At 70.6% G+C, this 17563-nt stretch carries 17 protein-coding genes; 2 read left to right on the forward strand and 15 right to left on the reverse strand.

The genetic code is table 11. The features are described 5' to 3' along the window. Positions 1–41: 41 nt before the first annotated feature. Both SD455_RS09705 and SD455_RS09710 read right to left on the reverse strand, forming a co-directional pair. Complete coding sequence (locus SD455_RS09705) at positions 42–875, reverse strand: response regulator (protein ID WP_445507965.1); 834 nt, start codon at positions 873–875, stop codon at positions 42–44. Next, positions 872–2221, reverse strand: a complete 1350-nt coding sequence (locus tag SD455_RS09710) for a histidine kinase (RefSeq protein ID WP_445507966.1) — start codon at positions 2219–2221, stop codon at positions 872–874. Before SD455_RS09710 ends, SD455_RS09705 begins: the two co-directional genes overlap by 4 nt. 191 nt (positions 2222–2412) lie before the next feature. Between SD455_RS09710 and SD455_RS09715 the strand changes: the two genes are divergently transcribed. Continuing rightward, positions 2413–2889, forward strand: coding sequence for a flavodoxin domain-containing protein (locus tag SD455_RS09715; RefSeq protein ID WP_070162024.1), 477 nt, complete (start codon positions 2413–2415; stop codon positions 2887–2889). Between the two features lie 104 nt (positions 2890–2993). Here the strand turns inward: SD455_RS09715 and SD455_RS09720 are convergent, their stop codons facing one another. The 8 genes from SD455_RS09720 to SD455_RS09755 all read right to left on the reverse strand — a co-directional run bounded on the left by SD455_RS09720 (position 2994) and on the right by SD455_RS09755 (position 10580). Continuing rightward, entirely contained in the window at positions 2994–4016 is a 1023-nt protein-coding gene (locus SD455_RS09720; RefSeq protein WP_445507967.1) for a transketolase family protein, read from the reverse strand. Further along, positions 4013–4894 carry a transketolase gene (locus tag SD455_RS09725; protein ID WP_445508001.1) on the reverse strand — a complete coding sequence of 294 codons (882 nt, stop codon included), beginning with the start codon at positions 4892–4894 and terminating at the stop codon, positions 4013–4015. Before SD455_RS09725 ends, SD455_RS09720 begins: the two co-directional genes overlap by 4 nt. A gap of 32 nt (positions 4895–4926) precedes the next feature. Beyond that, positions 4927–5826 carry a sugar phosphate isomerase/epimerase family protein gene (locus SD455_RS09730; protein WP_445507968.1) on the reverse strand — a complete coding sequence of 300 codons (900 nt, stop codon included), beginning with the start codon at positions 5824–5826 and terminating at the stop codon, positions 4927–4929. Beyond that, the gene (locus SD455_RS09735; RefSeq protein WP_445507969.1) at positions 5819–6601 is read right to left on the reverse strand and encodes an SDR family NAD(P)-dependent oxidoreductase; all 783 of its coding nucleotides are present in this window, start codon (positions 6599–6601) and stop codon (positions 5819–5821) included. The genes SD455_RS09730 and SD455_RS09735 overlap by 8 nt, the downstream gene beginning before the upstream one ends. A gap of 73 nt (positions 6602–6674) precedes the next feature. Then, positions 6675–7946: a TRAP transporter large permease gene (locus SD455_RS09740; protein ID WP_445507970.1), complete on the reverse strand. Its 1272-nt coding sequence runs from the start codon at positions 7944–7946 to the stop codon at positions 6675–6677. Continuing rightward, positions 7939–8568 (reverse strand): TRAP transporter small permease, encoded by a 630-nt coding sequence (locus tag SD455_RS09745; protein ID WP_445507971.1) that lies wholly within the window; start codon positions 8566–8568, stop codon positions 7939–7941. The genes SD455_RS09740 and SD455_RS09745 overlap by 8 nt, the downstream gene beginning before the upstream one ends. Beyond that, positions 8565–9662, reverse strand: coding sequence for a TRAP transporter substrate-binding protein (locus SD455_RS09750; protein ID WP_445507972.1), 1098 nt, complete (start codon positions 9660–9662; stop codon positions 8565–8567). Before SD455_RS09750 ends, SD455_RS09745 begins: the two co-directional genes overlap by 4 nt. A 267-nt stretch (positions 9663–9929) precedes the next feature. Beyond that, on the reverse strand, positions 9930–10580 hold the full coding sequence (locus SD455_RS09755; RefSeq protein ID WP_445507973.1) for a GntR family transcriptional regulator: 651 nt from the start codon (positions 10578–10580) through the stop codon (positions 9930–9932). A gap of 83 nt (positions 10581–10663) precedes the next feature. Here SD455_RS09755 and SD455_RS09760 point away from each other — a divergent pair, with 83 nt between their 5' ends. Next, positions 10664–11401, forward strand: a complete 738-nt coding sequence (locus tag SD455_RS09760; protein WP_445507974.1) for a class I SAM-dependent methyltransferase — start codon at positions 10664–10666, stop codon at positions 11399–11401. A 90-nt stretch (positions 11402–11491) separates the two neighbouring features. Here the strand turns inward: SD455_RS09760 and SD455_RS09765 are convergent, their stop codons facing one another. The 5 genes from SD455_RS09765 to SD455_RS09785 all read right to left on the reverse strand — a co-directional run bounded on the left by SD455_RS09765 (position 11492) and on the right by SD455_RS09785 (position 17311). Next, the gene (locus tag SD455_RS09765; protein ID WP_445507975.1) at positions 11492–12292 is read right to left on the reverse strand and encodes a GolD/DthD family dehydrogenase; all 801 of its coding nucleotides are present in this window, start codon (positions 12290–12292) and stop codon (positions 11492–11494) included. Then, entirely contained in the window at positions 12289–12762 is a 474-nt protein-coding gene (locus tag SD455_RS09770) for a ribose-5-phosphate isomerase (protein ID WP_445507976.1), read from the reverse strand. Before SD455_RS09770 ends, SD455_RS09765 begins: the two co-directional genes overlap by 4 nt. A gap of 74 nt (positions 12763–12836) precedes the next feature. Continuing rightward, positions 12837–14543: a dihydroxyacetone kinase family protein gene (locus tag SD455_RS09775; protein ID WP_445507977.1), complete on the reverse strand. Its 1707-nt coding sequence runs from the start codon at positions 14541–14543 to the stop codon at positions 12837–12839. A 99-nt stretch (positions 14544–14642) separates the two neighbouring features. Further along, positions 14643–16124 carry an RbtT/DalT/CsbX family MFS transporter gene (locus tag SD455_RS09780; protein WP_445507978.1) on the reverse strand — a complete coding sequence of 494 codons (1482 nt, stop codon included), beginning with the start codon at positions 16122–16124 and terminating at the stop codon, positions 14643–14645. Beyond that, the gene (locus tag SD455_RS09785) at positions 16121–17311 is read right to left on the reverse strand and encodes a zinc-binding dehydrogenase (protein WP_445507979.1); all 1191 of its coding nucleotides are present in this window, start codon (positions 17309–17311) and stop codon (positions 16121–16123) included. The genes SD455_RS09780 and SD455_RS09785 overlap by 4 nt, the downstream gene beginning before the upstream one ends. Positions 17312–17563: the final 252 nt, after the last annotated feature.

Consider the following 17563-nt stretch of genomic DNA (forward strand, 5'->3'; position numbering starts at 1 on the left):
GGGATCCTGCCGGGGTCGGCGCATCGGGAGTGGCCGGAGCCTCAGGCAGGGTCTGCGTCCGGGGTGACGATCCGGTGCTGATAGGCGAAGGCGACAGCCTCCACCCGATTGCGCAGGTGCAGCTTCGCCAGCACCCGGGACATATGCGTCTTGACCGTCTCCGCGCCGATGAACAGCTGGGCGCCGATCTCCGCGTTGGAGAGGCCGCGGGCCGCCAGGCTCAGCACCTCCACCTCGCGTTCGCTCAGGGGGTCCGGCGCCGCTCCGGTGCGAGACTTCCGGCCGCCCAGGTCGTCGGCGCCGTCGCCGTCGGGGACGGAGCTGGGGACGGAGCTGGGGACGGAGCTGGGGACGGAGCTGAGGTCGCCGGAGCTGACCGCCCGGCGGATCAGCGACCGGGTGACCTCCGGGGCCAGCAGCGCCTCACCGGCGGCGACCGTGCGGATCCCCTCGGCGAGCTGCTCCGGGGAGGCGGTCTTCAGCAGGAATCCGCTGGCACCGGCCTGCAGGGCGCGCAGCAGATAGTCCTCACGGTTGAAGGTGGTCAGCATGATGACCTCCGCGGTGCCTGCACCGCGCAGCCGGGCTGTGGCCTCGATGCCGTTCATGCCCGGCATCTCGATGTCCATGCAGACCACATCCGGGCGGAGTCGGTCGGCCACATCCACCGCCTCCTGGCCCGAGGAGGCGGTGCCGACCACCGCCAGGTCCGGCTGGGCGTCGAGGATCGTGGCGATCCCCTGGAGCAGCAGCGGCTGGTCGTCGGCGAGCAGCACCCGGATGGGTGAGCCCGGCACCGCAGAGCCCGGCACCGCAGGGCCCGGTGTCTGCTGCGGGGATGCCGCGGACGCGGACATGTCGTGTCGAGAGGTCACAGTCTCTCCTCGGCAGTGGCAGCGGCGGTCGATGCGCCGGCCGCCGCGATGTCCAGGGGAAGCTCCACCCGCACCATGAAGCCGCCCTCAGGGGAGGGGCCGGTCTCCAGGCGGCCCCCGGCGGCGGCGGCCCGTTCGCGCATCCCTCGGAGGCCGTGCCCACCCGGTCCTGACAGCTGCGCCGCGCGCGTCCTCGGGCGTTCGCCGCCGCCGTCGTCGGTGACCTCGAGCTCCACGGAGGTGCTGCGCCACCGCAGCCGCAGGCTCGCTCGGGCGTCGGGGCCGGCGTGCTTGCGCACATTCGTCAGGGCCTCCTGCGCCACCCGGTACAGGGTCAGCGAGGCCAGCGGCTCGAGCGTCCGGGGTTCACCGTGCACCTGGTGGTCCACCGCGACGCCGGTGCTGCGCAGCTGCTCCACCAGGTCCGGGATGTGCTCCGCCCGCAAGGTGCTGGAGACGGCGTCGGGGTCGTGCGTGCGCAGCACGCCCAGCAGATGGTGCAGCTCAGCCACGGAGCGTCGTGCCGCGTCCTCCACGCGGCGGATGCACCGTTCGGCCTCCGCGGGGTCCGCGGGCAGCACGGTCCGGGCGGCGGCGGCCTGCACGCCCATGAGGGAGACATGGTGGGCCACCGAATCGTGCAGCTCGCGGGCCAGCCGGAGACGCTCCAGCGCGACGGCCTGCTGAGCGACGACGGCGCGCTCGGCACTCAGCTGCTCGGCGCGCTCCTCCGCGCGGGCCCGGTCCCGGGCGGACTCCCAGGCCCGGTGGCCGAACCAGATGGCCCCGGCGAAGAACAGGAGGTTGGTGAGCAGCTGGTAGAGGATCATCGCCAGCGCCGGGGTCAGCGCTCCCGGGGCGAGCGGTTCGTCGGAGTCGAACATCGGCTCCACGGAGATGCGGATGAACGAGACCAGCAGCCAGACGGCCATCCCGGCCACCACGGTCCAGCGGGCGATCCGGGCCGAGCGGTCCCGGTTCCTCCACGCGCCCAGCGTGTAGAGGACCAGGAAGATGGAGATGTTGCTGATGAGCAGCTCCGGCACGCGCAGCTCACCGGCGAGGATCATGGCTCCGGCCACGACGACGGCGACAAGGGCCGGGCGGCGCCGGCGCCACGCGACCGGCAGGTGCAGCAGCGCCAGGCACAGCACAGAGACCACCGGGCCGGCCGGCTCCTCGTAGAAGCCCAGTCCGCGGCCCAGCGTCAGCGACAGCACCGCCCCGCAGAAGAGGGCAAGGGCGATCAGCGTGTCATGGCGGAGCTCCTCCGGAGTGGGGTCGCGTCGGCGCCAGTCGGGCGAGTCGGCGGACACCGGGCGGGGGTCGGACTCGGCTGTCGGCATCGGTGTCCTTCGGCAGGGGGCGGCGGCTGGGCGGGATCGTCAGGCGGTGGGGCTGACGTCTCCGTGAGGGGTCACTGATGGGGAGGGTAGTCCGATCCGTGCGGGCGCGCCATCGTCGCCGCGTTCTGCCCGGGGCACGGAATCAGTAGACTCTGAGGAGCATCTCAGGACTGGGAAAGGTGGATGACCCCATGACCACGTTGGTCGTCACGGCGAGCAAGCACGGCTCCACGGCGGAGATCGGTGAGCGGATCGCCACCACGCTGAGCGCCCGAGGCGTCTCCACCCATGTGAAGGACGTCTCCGAGGCGGGGCCGTGGCTGTACGAGGCGGACCACGTCGTCGTCGGGCTGCCCGTGTACCGGCAGGCGCTCTACGGGCCGGGGAAGCTCTTCCTGGACAGCAACCGCACCGAGCTCAGCGGCAAGCCGCTGTTCCTCTACGCCGTGGGCGGCGGCCCGCGTCTGGAGGAGCCGCTGTACGCCACGCTGCGGCAGTACCCGCACCGGGAGATCGCCTACTTCCGGGGAGCGGTGGACGCGGAGAAGATCAGCTTCCTGGAGAAGCTGCAGCTGACCGTCGCGAAGGCCCCGAAGGACGCGGACTTCCGTGACTGGCCCGCCATCGAGGACTGGGCCAGCTCGCTGCTGGCCTACGGGATCAGCTGAGCGGTCCCAGACGCAGGTGGCCCCGGAGGAATGGTCTGAATGCACCCGCTGAAGCGAAGTTTAGCGACCCTTCCTCCGGAACCATCACTGCGTGTGGGGCAGAATCAGCCGTGGGTGTCCAGCTCCTGGAGCACACGCGCCACCACCGCATCGGTGGAGAGCCCGTAGCGGTCGTGCAGGGTCGGCAGCGCCCCGGCGTCGAGGAACTCGTCCGGCAGCGCGATCGAGTGCACGGGCTTCCCCACGGGCTTCCGCGCCAGCGCAGCGGCCACTGACTCGAAGAGCCCACCGACCACGGTGTGGTTCTCGCAGGTGATCGTCAGCCGCGGTGAGTCGATCTCGGCCAGCACCGTCTCGGCGTCGAAGGGCTTGATCGTGGGGCAGTGCAGCACGGCCACATCGACGTCGTGGGCGGCCAGCTTCTCCGCGGCCAGCAGCGCGCGCATGGTCATCAGCCCGCTGGCGATCAGCAGCACGTCATTGCCGGGTCGCACCAGCTTCGCCTTTCCGAGCTCGAAGCTGTAGTCGTACTCGTGAAGCACCCGCGGCACGGCTCCGCGCAGCAGTCGGGTGTAGCTGGGGCCGGGAGCGGCGGCCAGCTGGGGGACGGACTGCTCGATGTCGACGGCGTCGGCCGGGTCCACGATGGTCAGGTTCGGCATGCCCCGCAGGATCGAGATGTCCTCGGTGGCCTGGTGGGAGGGACCATAGCCCGTGGTCAGCCCCGGCAGGGCGGCCGCCACGTTGACGTTGAGCTCCGGCTCGGCGATGTCCAGACAGAGGAAGTCATAGGCGCGGCGGGTGGCGAACACCGAGTAGGTGGTCACGAAGGGCACCAGCCCGGTCTGGGCCATGCCGGCCGCTGCTCCGAGCATCAGCTGCTCGGCCATACCCATCTGGTAGTACCGGTCCGGGTTCTCCCGTCCGAAGACGTGCAGATCGGTGTACTTGCCCAGGTCGGCGGTCAGGCCGACGATTCGCTCGTCCTCCGCGGCCAGGGCGTTGAGCGCGTGTCCGAAGGGTGCCCGGGTGGTGGCTACGCCGGGGTCGGCGATCGAGGCGATCATCGCCGCCGAGCGCAGGGGCTGCTGGCTCTGGCCTGACTGGGTGCTGTGGGCAGTGCTCATCGGAGGTCCTCCTGCGTCTCGTCGGACAGGTGGCCGGTGGTGAGTTGGTCTTTGCACAGGGGCCACTCGTCCTCGGCGATCTTCATGAAGTGCAGCTTCTCTCGGCTCTCCAGCATCGGGACTCCCTTGCCGAGCACAGTGTCCGCGATGATCACATGCGGGCGGCCGGTGGCGGAGGCCTGGTCGGCGGCCGCATCGAAGGCCCGGATGAGTGCCGCCACGTCGTTGCCGTCCACGCGCTGGGCGTGCCATCCGAAGGACTCCCAGCGCTCCGTCTGGGGCTCGTTGCGCAGGACGTCCTCGGTGCGGCCGTCGGCCTGCATGCCGTTCATGTCCACCACAGCGATCAGATTGCCCACCTGGAAGTGGTTCGCGCTCATCGCGGCCTCCCAGGTGGACCCCTCATCCAGCTCGCCGTCGGAGAGCAGATTGATCACCAGGGGCCGGTCCTTCCCCCGATGGCGCAGCCCGAGAGCTGTCCCCACGGCCACACCGAGCCCGTGGCCCAGCGAGCCGCCGGAGATCTCCATACCGGGGGTGTAGGTGGACATGCCGGACATCGGCAGGCGGGAGCCGTCCGCGGCATAGGTGGTCAGCTCCTCGCGCGGGATGGTGCCGACCTCGGCCAGTGCAGAGTACACGGCCAGAGCGTAGTGCCCGATGGAGAGCAGGAACCGGTCGCGGTCCTCCCACTGAGGGTCGGCCGGGTCCAGGCGCATCTGGTCGGTGTAGGCGACGGCGAGGAGGTCGGCGGCGCCGAGGGCTTGACCGACGTAGCCCTCGCCCTGGGCCTCGCCCTGTTCCAGGACGCCCATGCGGATGTGGTAGGCGGACTCTCGAGCGGACTTGATTCTCACGTCGAGGCCGCGGTCGCGCATCGGTGCGCGCACGGCCGGGTCGGGTGTGGTGGTCATGATGATCCTTCCTGTGTGGGATCAAGTGCAGGACAGGGTGTGGTCACGCTCGGCGAGGTCCCCAGCAGGGCGAGGATCTCGGCCCTGCTGCGGGCGGCGTCGGTCTCGCGGTCGGCTTCGGCGACGTCGTGGGTCTCCAGTTCGAGGATGTAGCTGCCGGAGAACCCGGAGGTCTCCAGCGCTGCGATGACGCCGGCGAAGTCCGCCTGGCCGCGGCCGATGCCGCGGTTCAGGTCTCCCGGGATCGCATCGCGCAGGTGCACCCGCTCCACTCGGGAGGCACACTCGGCCAGCCAGCCGACCGGGTCGTCGTCGGAGGCCACCACGTGGGAGACGTCGAACAGCAGCCCGAAGATCTCCTCACCCACGGCGTCGAGGACCTTGCGGGCGCGCTCCGCCGAATGGACGTAGCGCAGGTGATGAAGCAGCTCCACCTGAAGGCGCACGCCGCGCGCGGTGCAGATCTCGGCCAGCAGGCGCAGGTTCTCCGCCATGACGGCCAGGTCGGACTCCTCGTCCTGAAAAGGCTCCCAGGAAGCCCGCCCGCAGGGCACGATCAGCGTGCCTCCGACGGCGGCAGCCAGGTCAGCCAGAGGGGCGGTCACCTCGGTCAGCGTCTCCGGCGTCAACGCGGGATCGTTGAGGTCGCCGACGTCGGCGTTCACCGCCCCGGCCCGGAGTCCGTGCCGGTCCAGGGCCGCCACATAGGCGGCGGGGTCTCCGGTGAAGGGCACCGGCACGTGGTCCACGACGGCGGGGATCGCCCCGAGGTCGACCTCGGTGGCGCCGAGAGACGCGATGATGCCCAGCGCCTCCTCGAGGGGGCGCTGCCGGAAGCTGATCGTTGAGATGCCGACCCGCGAGGCGTCAGGTGCGGTGGCTGAGGGCTCAGGCAATGTAGGCGCCGCCGTTGATGTTGTGGGTGCCGCCGGTGATGTAGCCGGCCTCGGTGCCGGAGAGCCACACCGCCAGCGCCCCGATCTCCTCCGGGCTGCCCTGGCGCTTCATCGGCACCGCCTCCGAGAGTCGGACCTCGTTCTCCTCGTCGGTGGCGCCGGCGCGGATGTCGGTGTCCACCACACCCGGGGAGATCGCGTTGACGGTGATGCCATGCTCGGCGACCTCCCGGGCCAGGGACCGGGTCAGCCCCAGGATCCCGGCCTTCGCCGCGGAGTACGGGGTCTTGGAGAAGACCCCGCCGCCCTGCTGGGCGGAGACCGAGGACATGGTCACGATGCGGCCGTAGCCGTGCTCCAGCATGTCCGGCAGGAAGGCCTGGGTCACCAGGAAGGTGCCGGTGAGATTGACGTCGATCACCCGGTGCCAGAGGTCCAGGTCCACCTCGAGGAAGGGCACAGGAGAGGGCAGGCCGGCGATGTTGGCCAGGGCGCCCACCGGCGGCAGATCGGAGGAGCGGACCGACTCTGCGGCGGCCACCACCGAGGCCTTGTCCGTGACGTCGACAGGTACTCCGAGGGCCGGGACGCCCGCCTCGTCGGCGATCTCGGCCGCGGCGGCGCGGGCGCCGTCGCCGTCGAGATCGAGCAGGGCGAGGGCCCAGCCCTCTTGGGCATAGCGGCGGGCCGTCGCGCGGCCGATCCCGCGGGGAGAGGCTGCGCCGGTGATCACGGCAGTCCGCTGCGGCGAGGGGGCGGTGGTGTGGTGGCTCACGAGGGAGGGTCCTTTCTCAGGTTCAGGGTCAGGTCAGAGGGTCGGCAGGTCGGGACGCGGCGCGGTCGCCGACTCAGAGCGTGATCAGCAGAGAGGGGATGAATGCGATCAGCAGCAGCACCACGATCGCGACGGCGTAGAAGGGCAGCAGCGCCTTCACCGTCTGTTCGACCTTCACCTCCCCGATGGCGGAGGAGATGTACAAGGTGGTGCCTACGGGCGGCGTGAACAGGCCGATCGCCAGGGACAGGACCATGACCACGCCCAGGTGGACCGGGTCCATGCCGATCTGGCCGGCCAGCGGCATCAGCACCGGGGTGAGCAGCAGGATCGCCGGGGACATGTCCAGGAACATGCCCACCAGGAGCAGCAGCAGGATCATGGCCAGCAGGATCAGCCAGGGCGCGTCGACGACGTCGAGCACCAGGCCGGCCAGCCGCTGCGGCACCGCCTGGACGGTGAGCAGCCAGCTCAACGCGGAGGAGGTCATGATCAGCAGCATCACCACGCCAGTGGCGGCCGAGGTGGAGATGACCGACTGCAGGAAGCCCTTCACCGAGAGGTCCCGGTAGATCGTCACCCGCAGCACCACCGCGTAGAGGGCGGCCAGCACGGAGACCTCGGTGACGGTGGCGACGCCGTAGAGCAGCACCAGACGGATCATCAGCACCGGCAGCACGATGGCCGGCAGGGCGAGCAGCAGGTCCTTGGCCAGGCGTTTCGGGGTCAGCTTCACCCGGACCCGGGGGAACCCGTTCCGGAAGGCGACGAACCAGCAGGCCGTGAGCATGCCGACTGCCAGGATCAGCCCGGGCACCACGCCGGCGGCGAAGACGGCGGCCACCGAGGCCCCGGATGTCGCGGCGAACAGGATCATCGGGATCGACGGCGGAATGATGACCCCGAGGATAGAGGTGGAGGAGTTGACCGCCGCAGCGTAGGAGGCCGGATAGCCGACCTTCTTGGACCAGGGGATCAGCACCCGGCCCAGACCGGAGGCGTCGGCCACGGCCGAGCCGGACACACCGGAGAAGACGAGCGAAGTCACCACGGAGGACTGGCCTACGCCGCCGCGGAAACGCCCCACGATGCGGGTGGCCAGCCCGATGACCTGACGACCCAACGTGCCGTTGGCCAGCAGGTCCGCAGTCAGGATGAAGAACGGGATGGCCAGCAGCAGGAAGTCCCCGGTCGGCTGGAAGGACGCCTGGGTGGCCACGTGCAGCGGGAAGTCGCCCACTGCGAGCAGACCGATCAATGTGGCCGCGAGGATGGCGAAGGCCACGGGCACGCCCACCGCCAGCAGCACCAGCAGGGCGATCATCGCCAGCAGGATCTCAAACACCGTAGACCTCCTTGTCGGCGCCGTCGGCAGTCGCCGTGGCGTCGTCGGTGCCCCTCCGGGCGATGAACCAGGCCCGGGCGAAGCTCTGCACCGCCAGGCAGGCGGACATCAGCATGAACGCGGCGAAGCTGCCGACCCGAGGCCAGCCCAGGATGGGGGTGATCTGGGCGATCAGCGGGTCCACCAGTCGCAGGGAGAGCACTGTGATCAGAGCGAACAGCACACCGCCGAAGATCCAGACGCCCACCTGGGCCGCCTGCTCCCCGCGCGGACTGAGCCGGGTCAGCACGAAGTCCACGGCGATGTGTCCGCCCAGGGCCATCGCGACGACCACGCCGCCGGCGATGATCCACGGATACAGGTAGGCGGGCAGCTCCGTGGCGAAGTCCATGGAGGAGCCGGTCACGTAGCGTAGGCCGACGGCGACCAGCAACAGGGCCCAGACGGTCACCAGGGAGACCACCGCGACGGCCGCGCCGGCCTTGCGGAAGGCCTCATTGACGGGGTCCCCGGCGTGGGGGATGACGATGTCCGAGTCCGGACGATCGATCTCGGCGAGGTCCTCTTCGGAGAGGAAGCGCTCGCTGTTTCGGGGGGACGGGTCGGTGGGGCGGGAGTTCACGGCGTCTCCTCCTCATGGTGGGCGCGAGTCTGCTCGGCGGCCTCGGTGATCAGCTCGAAGAACTCGGGGTGCTCCTGCTCCCAGGACTCGTAGACGTCGTCGGTGGCCTCGCGGAGGGCGTCGCGGTCGGGGTGAGTGATCTCGAGGATGTCCTCGTACTCGGCGTAGATCTCCTCGGTCTGCTCGAGCATCAGATCTCGCTGCAGGTCCCGGGACTCCTCCGCCAGCTCGGTGAGGAGGGTCTGGTCCTCCTCGGAGAGAGTGGCCCAGGTCTGGGTGGAGATCACGAACGGGTTGGTCTCGTACTTGTGGCCGCTGACCGCCAGGTGCTCCTGGACCTCATGGAGGGAGGAGGAGTGGACGTTGACCACGGGGTTCTCCTGGCCGTCCACCGCACCTTGGCGCAGTCCCAGGTACAGCTCGCCGAAGTCCATGGGGGTCGGTGAGGCGCCCAGGGAGTTGAAGATGTCGATGGTCATCGGATCGTCGGGGGTGCGGATCTGCAGTCCGCGCAGGTCCTCGACGTCCTCGATCGGCCGGGTGCTGTTGGTGATGTCCCGGATGCCGTTGTCCCACCAGGCGAGGACGTGATATCCGCGCTCCTCGGCTTCGGCGGCCAGATGGTCGCCGGCCTCGCCGTCGACGACCTCGTAGGCGTGCTCGCTGCTCTCGAAGAGGAACGGAAGACCCACCAGGTTGACCTCGGGCACCACCGGGGAGAAGGGCCCCTGGGAGTTGATGGACATGTCCAGGGTGCCGGAGGCGACCGAGACCATCATGTCCGAGTCCGAACCGAGCGACTCCTGTCCCAGCACCTGGACTTCGATGCGCCCGTCGGTCTCCTCGTCCACGCGCTCGCTGAAGTGCTCGGCGGCGAGGGAGCGGGGGTTGCCGGGGGCGGCGCCATGGCCGAGAAGGAGCCGTCGCTCGTCGTCCGGGTCGGTGGCTCCTGCGGCGCCGCAGGAGGCGAGACCGGCGGTCAGGGAGACGGCGGTCACGACGGCGCCGGCGCGCAGCAGGCCGGGGAGCTTCCGTCGTCCTGACCGGTTCCCTGCGGCGTCGGGACCCCGCAGGTCGGAGGGATGGGATGTCACGGGACACCTCCTCGTGTCACAGCTGGGCATGGAGGTCGAGAGGGTGACGCGACGCCTGGGGAGTGAGCCTCGCAGTGGGACGCATCACGTGTGCTGGTTCACAATCATGCGGCCATTTCAGTTAACTGTCAACAGTTGGTAAATAAGTGTTGACTAGGTGGAGGCGGAGAGAGGTGTCGGCAGGGGAGGGCGGGCCCGCGTGAGCTGACCAGCGCGGCATCAGCGTCGGGCGGAAGCCTGCCTCTGCGGCAGGAGCGGCGGCTGGGCTCAGGGGCTCCAGCGCCGGGCGGCTTCGTCCATGTGGGCGAAGAAGGCATGGCGGACCGAGACCGGGTCCTCGGCGGCGATGGCGTCCACCAACGGGGCGTGATGGTCTTCGTTCATGATGTCGATCGGATCTCCCTCGCCAGGAGAGAACATGACGACGCGCATCCGACCCTCCAGGCCCTGCCAGGTCTCGAGCAGCGTGGAGTTGTCGGAGAGCTCACACAGTCGCTGGTGGAAGGCGAGGTCCAGATCGAGTCGCCGCAGGTAGTCGACGTCGGCCTCCCGTGCCGGCGGCAGGAAGGCTCGCAGCTCCGCAGCGACGGCGGCGGCGTCCCCGCGGGCGATGATCTCTTCCGCTGCCAGGGTCTCCAGGGCCGCCCGGACGTGGAAGATCTCGCGGATCTCCCCAGCGCCCAGCGTGCGCACCCGCACCTTGCCCCGGGAGTCTCCGGTGACGAGACCGGCCTGCTGCAGCGTGCGCAGGGCCTCTCTGACGGTTCCGCGACTCACGCCGTAGCTCTCGGCGAGCTCGGTCTCGGCCAGGTGGTCGCCCGGGCGGAACGTCCCGGTGAGGATGGCGTCCCGGAGCGACTCGAGGACCTGCTCGCGCAGCGTCATGCGATTCAGTTTGGGAAGGCGCGGGTTCGACATGGCGTCAAGCCTACCGGCATGTGTCGACAGTTGACGCGGTGCGGCGTCGGCCACCGCGATCAGGGGCGAGTACAGTGCAGGGCATGCATGCCGCCGATTTCTACACCGGCTTGGTGGCCGAGATGTACGCCCCGCTGAAGGGCGAGAGCTTCGACGCCGGCCCCTATGCCGAGTTCATCCGCGTCCATGGGCAGCCGGCCCTGGAGCTCGGCTGCGGCGACGGAGAGCCGATGCTGGAGCTGCTGCAGCAGGGGCTCGACGTCGACGGCGTCGACTCCTCTCTGGACATGCTGGCCCGCTTCCGTGCGGCCGCAGAGATCCAGGGGTCGGCGCCGCGGCTCTACGCGCAGCGCATGGAGGAGCTCGATCTTCCGCGGCAGTACCGCTCCATCTTCCTCGCCGGGCCCACCATCCTGCTGCTGCCGGACGATGCCGCCGTCGTCGAGACGCTGCGTCGCCTCAGGCAGCATCTCGTCGTCGAGGGTGCCGCTCTCGTCCCGCTCTGGATCCCCGAGCCCGCCGCGGAGCAGGAGATCGGTCAGGTGCGCCAGACCGTCGACGAGGACGGCGCCGTCCTGCGGCTGACGCTCGTCAGCCAGGAGCGCGACGACCGCGCCCGCACCCAGCGGACCCTGCTGCGCTATGAACGGCGCCGGGGCCATGACGTCGAGGTCGACGAGCGCGAGTGGCTGCTGCACTGGCACACCCACGCGGGGTTCGTCGCCCTGGCGGAGCAGGCCGGGCTCCGGGCCTCCCTGCAGGACGGAGAGCCCGACGACATCCCCGGCACCGGCTGGTCGGTGCTGCTCACACACTGCTGATCCACAGTTGCTTCTGCGGTTTGGGCCCTTATGAAGCGAGATTCGTCGTCATAAGGGCCCAAAACGCGGAGCCAACGGCACAGGGGAGGGTCAGACGATCGTGAACCCGCCGTCGATGCGCAGGTCTGCTCCGTTGACCATCGCGGCCTCCTGGGAGGAGAGGTAGACGACGGCGGCGGCGATCTCCTCGGGCTCGGCGAAGCGCCGTGTGGGGATCTCCGCCCGGTGTGCCTCGCCATGCGGCCCGTCCCAGGCCTGCCGACCCAGCTCGGTCATCACCACGGTCGGCGAGATGGTGTTGGCGGTGACTCCGTGAGGCCCCAGCTCGCGGGCCAGGGACCGAGTCAGGCCGAACAGCCCGGACTTGGAGGCGCCATAGGCCGCGTGGTGCTCCAGCGCCACGTGGGCGGCCTGGGAGGCGATGTTCACGATCCGCCCGGAGGCGGCGGCCTTCATGTGCGTGCCCGCGGCCCGGCAGGCCAGGAACGTGCCGGTGAGGTTGACCTGCAGCACCTTCTCCCAGCTCTGCTCCGGCACCTCGTCCACCGGGTCCAGGGCCACGATCCCGGCCGAGTTGACCAGGATGTCCAGCGAGCCGTGCGTGGCGACGACGTCGGCGAAGGCCTGCTCCACGGCTTCGGCGTCGGTGACGTCCAGGCGGAGCGTGTCCACACCGCCTGCCTCAGGGTGGGCGGTGCGCAGCTCCTCGGATGTGCGGATGAGGCGCGCGGTGTCCAGGTCGGCCAGCACCACCAGCGCGCCCTGCCGGGCGAAGCCGTGGGCGATCGCCTCGCCCAGGCCCGAGGCGCCGCCGGTGACGACGGCGACCCGCCCGGTGAGGTCGAACAGTGCGGTCCGGTCCGGCACGGGCGCCCCGGCGGTCGACCTCATCCGCAGCTCCCGGTCTGCTCGTAGCGGGCGATCGCGGCGACCTTCTCCGCCGAGGCGCTGGAGGTGTCGAACTCGTAGTTCAGCCAGTCGGCGGCGAGCTTGCGGGCCAGCTCCTGGCCGACCACGCGCTGGCCCATGCACAGCACCTGGGCGTCGTTGGAGAGCACCGAGCGCTCCACGGAGAACGGGTCGTGGGCGGTGACGGCCCGGATGCCGGGCACCTTGTTCGCGGAGATCGCCACGCCCAGGCCGGTGCCGCAGATCAGCAGCGCGCGGTCGGCCTTGCCGTCGGCGACCATCTGGGCGGCGTCCACCGCCACATGCGGGTAGGGGGTGTGGCCGTCGGCGTCCACGCCGACGTCGACCACGGACTCCACGCGGTCGTCCGCCTCGAAGTCCGCCTTGAGGGCCTCTTTGTAGTCGTAGCCGGCGTCGTCGCAGCCGACCACCAGTCGCAGCTTCTTCGTCATGGGTTCTTGCCTTTCGGATGAGGTCAGGGTGTGGGGCAGGGTGTGGAGCGCCGGGACCAGCGCAGGGGTGGAGCTCAACGCAGGTGTTCGGCGATGCGGCCCAGGATCATCGCCATGGACACGGCCCCGGCGTCGGGGGTGCCGAGGCTCTTCTCCGCCAGCGGACGCGCGCGGCCCACCGCCGGGCGGAGGTCCTGGGTGGCTTCGGCAGCCTTGGCGGCCTCCGCGCTGGCCGAGGACCAGGCGTCGGCCAGCGAGGCACCACCGGCGACGGCGGCGGCCAGGGCGTCCACGAACGGCACCAGGGCATCCAGCAGCGTCTTGTCGCCCACCTGTGCCCGGCCCAGCTGCTGCATGGAGTCCTGGAAGGCCTGCACCGCGGCGACCGCGTCCTCGGCGGCGTAGGAGGAGGCGGCGTCGTCGAGGGTCCCGGCGGCGGCCTCCAGGGCCGCGCCCCACAGCACCCCGGAGGTGCCGCCGGCGTCGTCGGCCCAGGCGCGTCCGCCGGCGCGCAGCACGGCGGCCGCCCCGGCATGGTCGGGGGCCTCAGCGATGGCGGCCTGGGCGGCGGTGATGCCGCGCAGCATGCCGCGGCCGTGGTCGCCGTCGCCGGCGACGGCGTCGATGCGGCCCAGCTCGCCGGACTTCTCCTCCAGCAGCACGGCCAGATCGGAGACCACGGCGCGGACCTGGCCGGCCAGGGCACGGCCAGCCTCCCCGGCGGCGGGGGTCGCGGCGGCCTCCGGTGCCGCCTCTGCGGCGGTGTGGTCGGCAGTGCCGACGGGCAGGGCGGAGGCCACCCGCTTGAACGCCGGGGTGTACGCATCGGCGGTCCACCAGCGTTCGAGGTCGTCGTCCAGCCACATCAGGGTCAGGGAGCAGCCGCCCATGTCCAGGCTGGTGACCAGCTCGCCGATCTCGGGCTGGACCACCTCATAGCCGCGGTCCCGCAGCAGCGCGGACACCCGGCCCCAGACCAGGAACAGCTCCTCGTACTTGGTGGTGCCCAGTCCGTTGAGGATCGCCGCCACCCGGCGCCCGGCGCCCTCCGGGGCCTCGGCCAGCACCCGGTCCACGAACAGCCCGGCGAGTTCGTCGGCGCTGAGCATGGGCACGTCCTCGATGCCGGGCTCGCCGTGGATGCCCAGCCCCAGGCCCAGGTGCCCTTCGGGGACCTCGAAGAGCGGCTCCCCGGATCCGGGCATGGTGCAGCCGGAGAAGGCCACCCCCAGGGTGCGGGTCATGGCGTTGGCGTGCTGGCCCGCGGCTTCGACGGCGTCGATGTCGAGCCCTTCTGCGGCGGCGGCGCCGAGCACCTTGAACACGGTGAAGTCCCCGGCGATGCCGCGGCGCTTCTCGTGCTCGTCCGCGGAGGCGATGTCATCGGTGACCACCACCACGCGCGCGTCGATGCCCTCAGCGGCCAGACGCTGGGTGGCCAGACCGAAGTTCATGACGTCACCGGCGTAGTTGCCGAAGGTGAAGATCACGCCGCGGCCGGCGTCTGCGGCGCGGCCGACCGTGCAGGCCCGGCTGGCCGAGGGGGAGGTGAAGATATTGCCGACGACGGCGCCGTGGGCGAGCCCGGGGCCGACCAGTCCGGAGAAGGCCGGGTAGTGGCCGGAACCGCCGCCGACGACGACGGCGACCTCCGGGCTGTCCTGCGGCGCGGCGGAGACCACGCCGCCCTCGACGCCGCGCAGCCGGTCGGCGTAGGCGTCGAGGAAGCCGGCGAGCTGGTCCTCCATGAAGGTGGAGGGGTCGTTGTACAGGGTGGTCACGGTGGGGCTCCTGGGGTGGTGGGAGACGGCGGCGGCCCGGCTCAGGACGGCGGGCCGCCGTCGTCGTGTGCAGTGGCGGTCAGCAGGGGGTCGCGGCCCTCAGCGCTGTGTCGCGGTGGTGCTGTCAGTGCGCGCCGGGGCCTCGTCCGAGGGGTCGACGGGCAGCGGCTGCGCGGGGTCCACGGGCTCGTCGGCCAGCGGGACCTCGCGGCGGCCGAAGAGTCTGCCGTGCTTCTCCTTGATCTCGTCCTGGGGGACCTTCAGGTGCCGGATCATCACGAAGGCGCAGGCGTAGAGTCCGACGAAGACCCAGACGACCAGGGAGTTGCGGGCGAAGTCGCTCATGCCCACCCAGTTGGCGATGTTGAATACGATCGCGACCACGGCGGAGCCGAGGAACGTCGCGCCGCCGGCGGCGGTGGTGTACATGGCCATCGCCGCGCCACGGTGGTCCGGGGCCAGGGCCGGCATGATCGCGCCCATCGGTACGAAGCCGGCCAGCAGGCAGCCGAACACACAACCGGCGATCACCGAGACGATGTATCCCCAGGTGGACCCGGCCGGGACCAGGTGCGGCACGTACCACCACAGCAGCAGGCCGATCGCGGAGCCGGTGATGCCGAACCACTTGACCGTGCGCCGCCAGCCCCAGCGGTCGCCGATGGCGCCGAAGACGGCGTTGACCAGGATGTTGGTGGCATAGACCGCCACGGTCATGGCCAGCCAGCGGGACTGACCCCAGCCGAGCGTGGTGGAGATGACCACCGGAAGCATGATGAACATGCCGAACTGCGGGGCCGTGTTGATCAGACGGATCAGGAAGCCCATGGCGACCCTCCGGTTGGTGAAGGTCAGCCGGATCCCGGCGGTGAGCACCTGGGAGGCCGACTCCCCGGCGGGCGCGAGTCGCTGGGAGCCGCGGGGGTCGCGGATGCCGACGTGGGCCAGCAGGAAGCCGGCGGCCACGAGCCCTCCGGCGAGCCACATGGCGCCGGTCTCGCCGATGCCGCCGGCCCCTCCGCCGCCGAAGGCGGGGATCGCGCCGATGGCGACCAGTGAGCCCAGGGTGGGCAGGCCGCCGGTGTACATCACGTAGAACCAGCCGATCGCCGTCGAGTTCCGCTCCGGCGGGGCGGTGACGTTGACCCACACGATGAACGCGAAGGCGAACATGGGGAACCCGAAGCCGCGCAGGAAGTAGGTGACGGCGGCCATCTCCAGGCTTCCCGCGGCCAGGGCGAGCAGGAACAGCACCTGGAAGACGATGAAGATCGCCGCGCCGGCGGCCATGATGCGGCGCGGACCGAACAGGTCGGAGAGGGATCCGCCTAGGTAGGAGGCGATCAGCACCGAGATGGAGTGGCCGGTGATGATCGCGGAGACGGTGGCCTCGGGGGAGCCGAGGACCTCCACCATATGCGGGGCGAGGATGTTGGACTCCACGCCCACGCCGGTCATCACCAGCAGCAGGCCGAAGAACCCGAAGCGGAGCATGTGCGGCATGCCCATGCGGTCCAGGCGGGTCTCGTCCGGGTGCCCGGCGGGCAGCGGCCCCCGGGTGGTGGTCGCGGTGGTGCTCATGCTTCACCGTCCTGGAGATTGTTGGCGGATCCGACGGGGATCGGCCCGTTGGGCAGGATGGAGACCTTCACGGACTGTCCGGAGGAGTCGGCCACCATGTCCAGGGCGTCCTGGAAGCGCTCGAGCGGGTACTGGTGGGTGCAGATCTGCTCCATGGGCAGCACGCCGTCCTCGATGAGCTTGATGGCCGCCGGCCAGCAATGCGGGCCCAGGTGGGCGCCGAGGACGTCCAGTTCCTTGTCATCGGAGATGATCGACCAGTCCACGGCGGCCTTGTCCTTGAAGACGGAGTACTCCACGAAACGGCCGAGCTTGCGCAGCAGGTTCAGCCCCTGGCCCACCGCCGAGGGGTGGCCGGTGGCCTCGATGTAGACGTCGGCGCCGTAGCCGCCGGTCAGCTCCTTGACCTTCGCGACGGCGTCCTCCTCGGCGATGTTGATGGTCACGTCGGCGCCGACGGTCCTGGCGAGGGCGAGCTTCTCCTCGACCATGTCCAGGGCGATGATGCGCAGCGGGTTCTTCTGCCGCACCCCGGCGATCGCCGAGAGGCCGATCGGGCCGGCCCCGGCGATGACTACGGTGTCCTCGAACTGGATGCCCCCGCGCTCCACGGCGTGCATGGCGCAGGACAGCGGCTCGGAGAAGGCGGCGAACTGACCGGGCAGGTCGGCGGACACCGGGTGGGTCAGCGCCTGGACGGGGACCAGCACGTACTCGGCCATGGCGCCGTCGAAGCCTTTGAATCCGAACATGTCGTGGGGTTCGCACATCCAGTAGATGCCGCGGCCGCAGTAGAAGCAGTCGCCGCAGGGGACGATCTGCTCGCAGGCCAGGCGGTCGCCGAAGTCCACGCCGCGGGCGGCCAGGGCGCCCTCGCCCGCGGCGACGACGGTGCCGACGAACTCGTGGCCCGGGATGCGGTCGGTCTCGGCCCAGGCGGGCTTGTGCTCGCCGCCCCAGAACTTCTCGGCGCCGTGGTAGCACTTCAGGTCCGAGGCGCAGACGCCGACGGCGTCGGTGCGCAGCAGCAGCTCGCCGGGGCCGGGAGTGGGGACCGGGCGGCGTTCGAGGCGGTAGTCCTGCGGGCCGTGGACGACGACGGCGCGCATGGTGCCGGGGATCTCCGCCCCGGGGGCGGTGGCCGCCACCGGGGAGGTGGCGTGTGCGGTGGCTGAGGTGGTGGTCATCGGTGTGCTCCTCGTAGGTGGCAGGTGCGCCGTCGTGGGTCCGACCGGTGCGGATGAGTGACGGATCACGTGGGGCGGATCACGTGATGACCATGGTAGCGTCACCTGAACAGACGTCAAGCACATATGTTCACCGGGTGTGATGTGAGCCGAGATACCCTGAGGGGAGCCCCGTCGACCAGCGGGCATCGGTGTTCCTGCCCCGGATGCCGAGCCGCGCGCGGTCCCCATTGCACCGACCTGGAAGGCACA

The sequence above is a fragment of the Nesterenkonia sp. K-15-9-6 genome (assembly GCF_052656005.1).

Excerpts from the sequence above, each read along its gene's own strand:
- SD455_RS09710 (WP_445507966.1), bottom strand. The coding sequence starts at position 2,221 with ATGCCGACAGCCGAGTCCGACCCCCGCCCGGTGTCCGCCGACTCGCCC.
- SD455_RS09715 (WP_070162024.1), top strand. The coding sequence starts at position 2,413 with ATGACCACGTTGGTCGTCACGGCGAGCAAGCACGGCTCCACGGCGGAG.
- SD455_RS09720 (WP_445507967.1), bottom strand. The coding sequence starts at position 4,016 with ATGAGCACTGCCCACAGCACCCAGTCAGGCCAGAGCCAGCAGCCCCTG.
- SD455_RS09725 (WP_445508001.1), bottom strand. The coding sequence starts at position 4,894 with ATGCGCGACCGCGGCCTCGACGTGAGAATCAAGTCCGCTCGAGAGTCC.
- SD455_RS09755 (WP_445507973.1), bottom strand. The coding sequence starts at position 10,580 with ATGTCGAACCCGCGCCTTCCCAAACTGAATCGCATGACGCTGCGCGAG.
- SD455_RS09760 (WP_445507974.1), top strand. The coding sequence starts at position 10,664 with ATGCATGCCGCCGATTTCTACACCGGCTTGGTGGCCGAGATGTACGCC.
- SD455_RS09765 (WP_445507975.1), bottom strand. The coding sequence starts at position 12,292 with ATGAGGTCGACCGCCGGGGCGCCCGTGCCGGACCGGACCGCACTGTTC.
- SD455_RS09770 (WP_445507976.1), bottom strand. The coding sequence starts at position 12,762 with ATGACGAAGAAGCTGCGACTGGTGGTCGGCTGCGACGACGCCGGCTAC.
- SD455_RS09780 (WP_445507978.1), bottom strand. The coding sequence starts at position 16,124 with ATGAGCACCACCGCGACCACCACCCGGGGGCCGCTGCCCGCCGGGCAC.
- SD455_RS09785 (WP_445507979.1), bottom strand. The coding sequence starts at position 17,311 with ATGACCACCACCTCAGCCACCGCACACGCCACCTCCCCGGTGGCGGCC.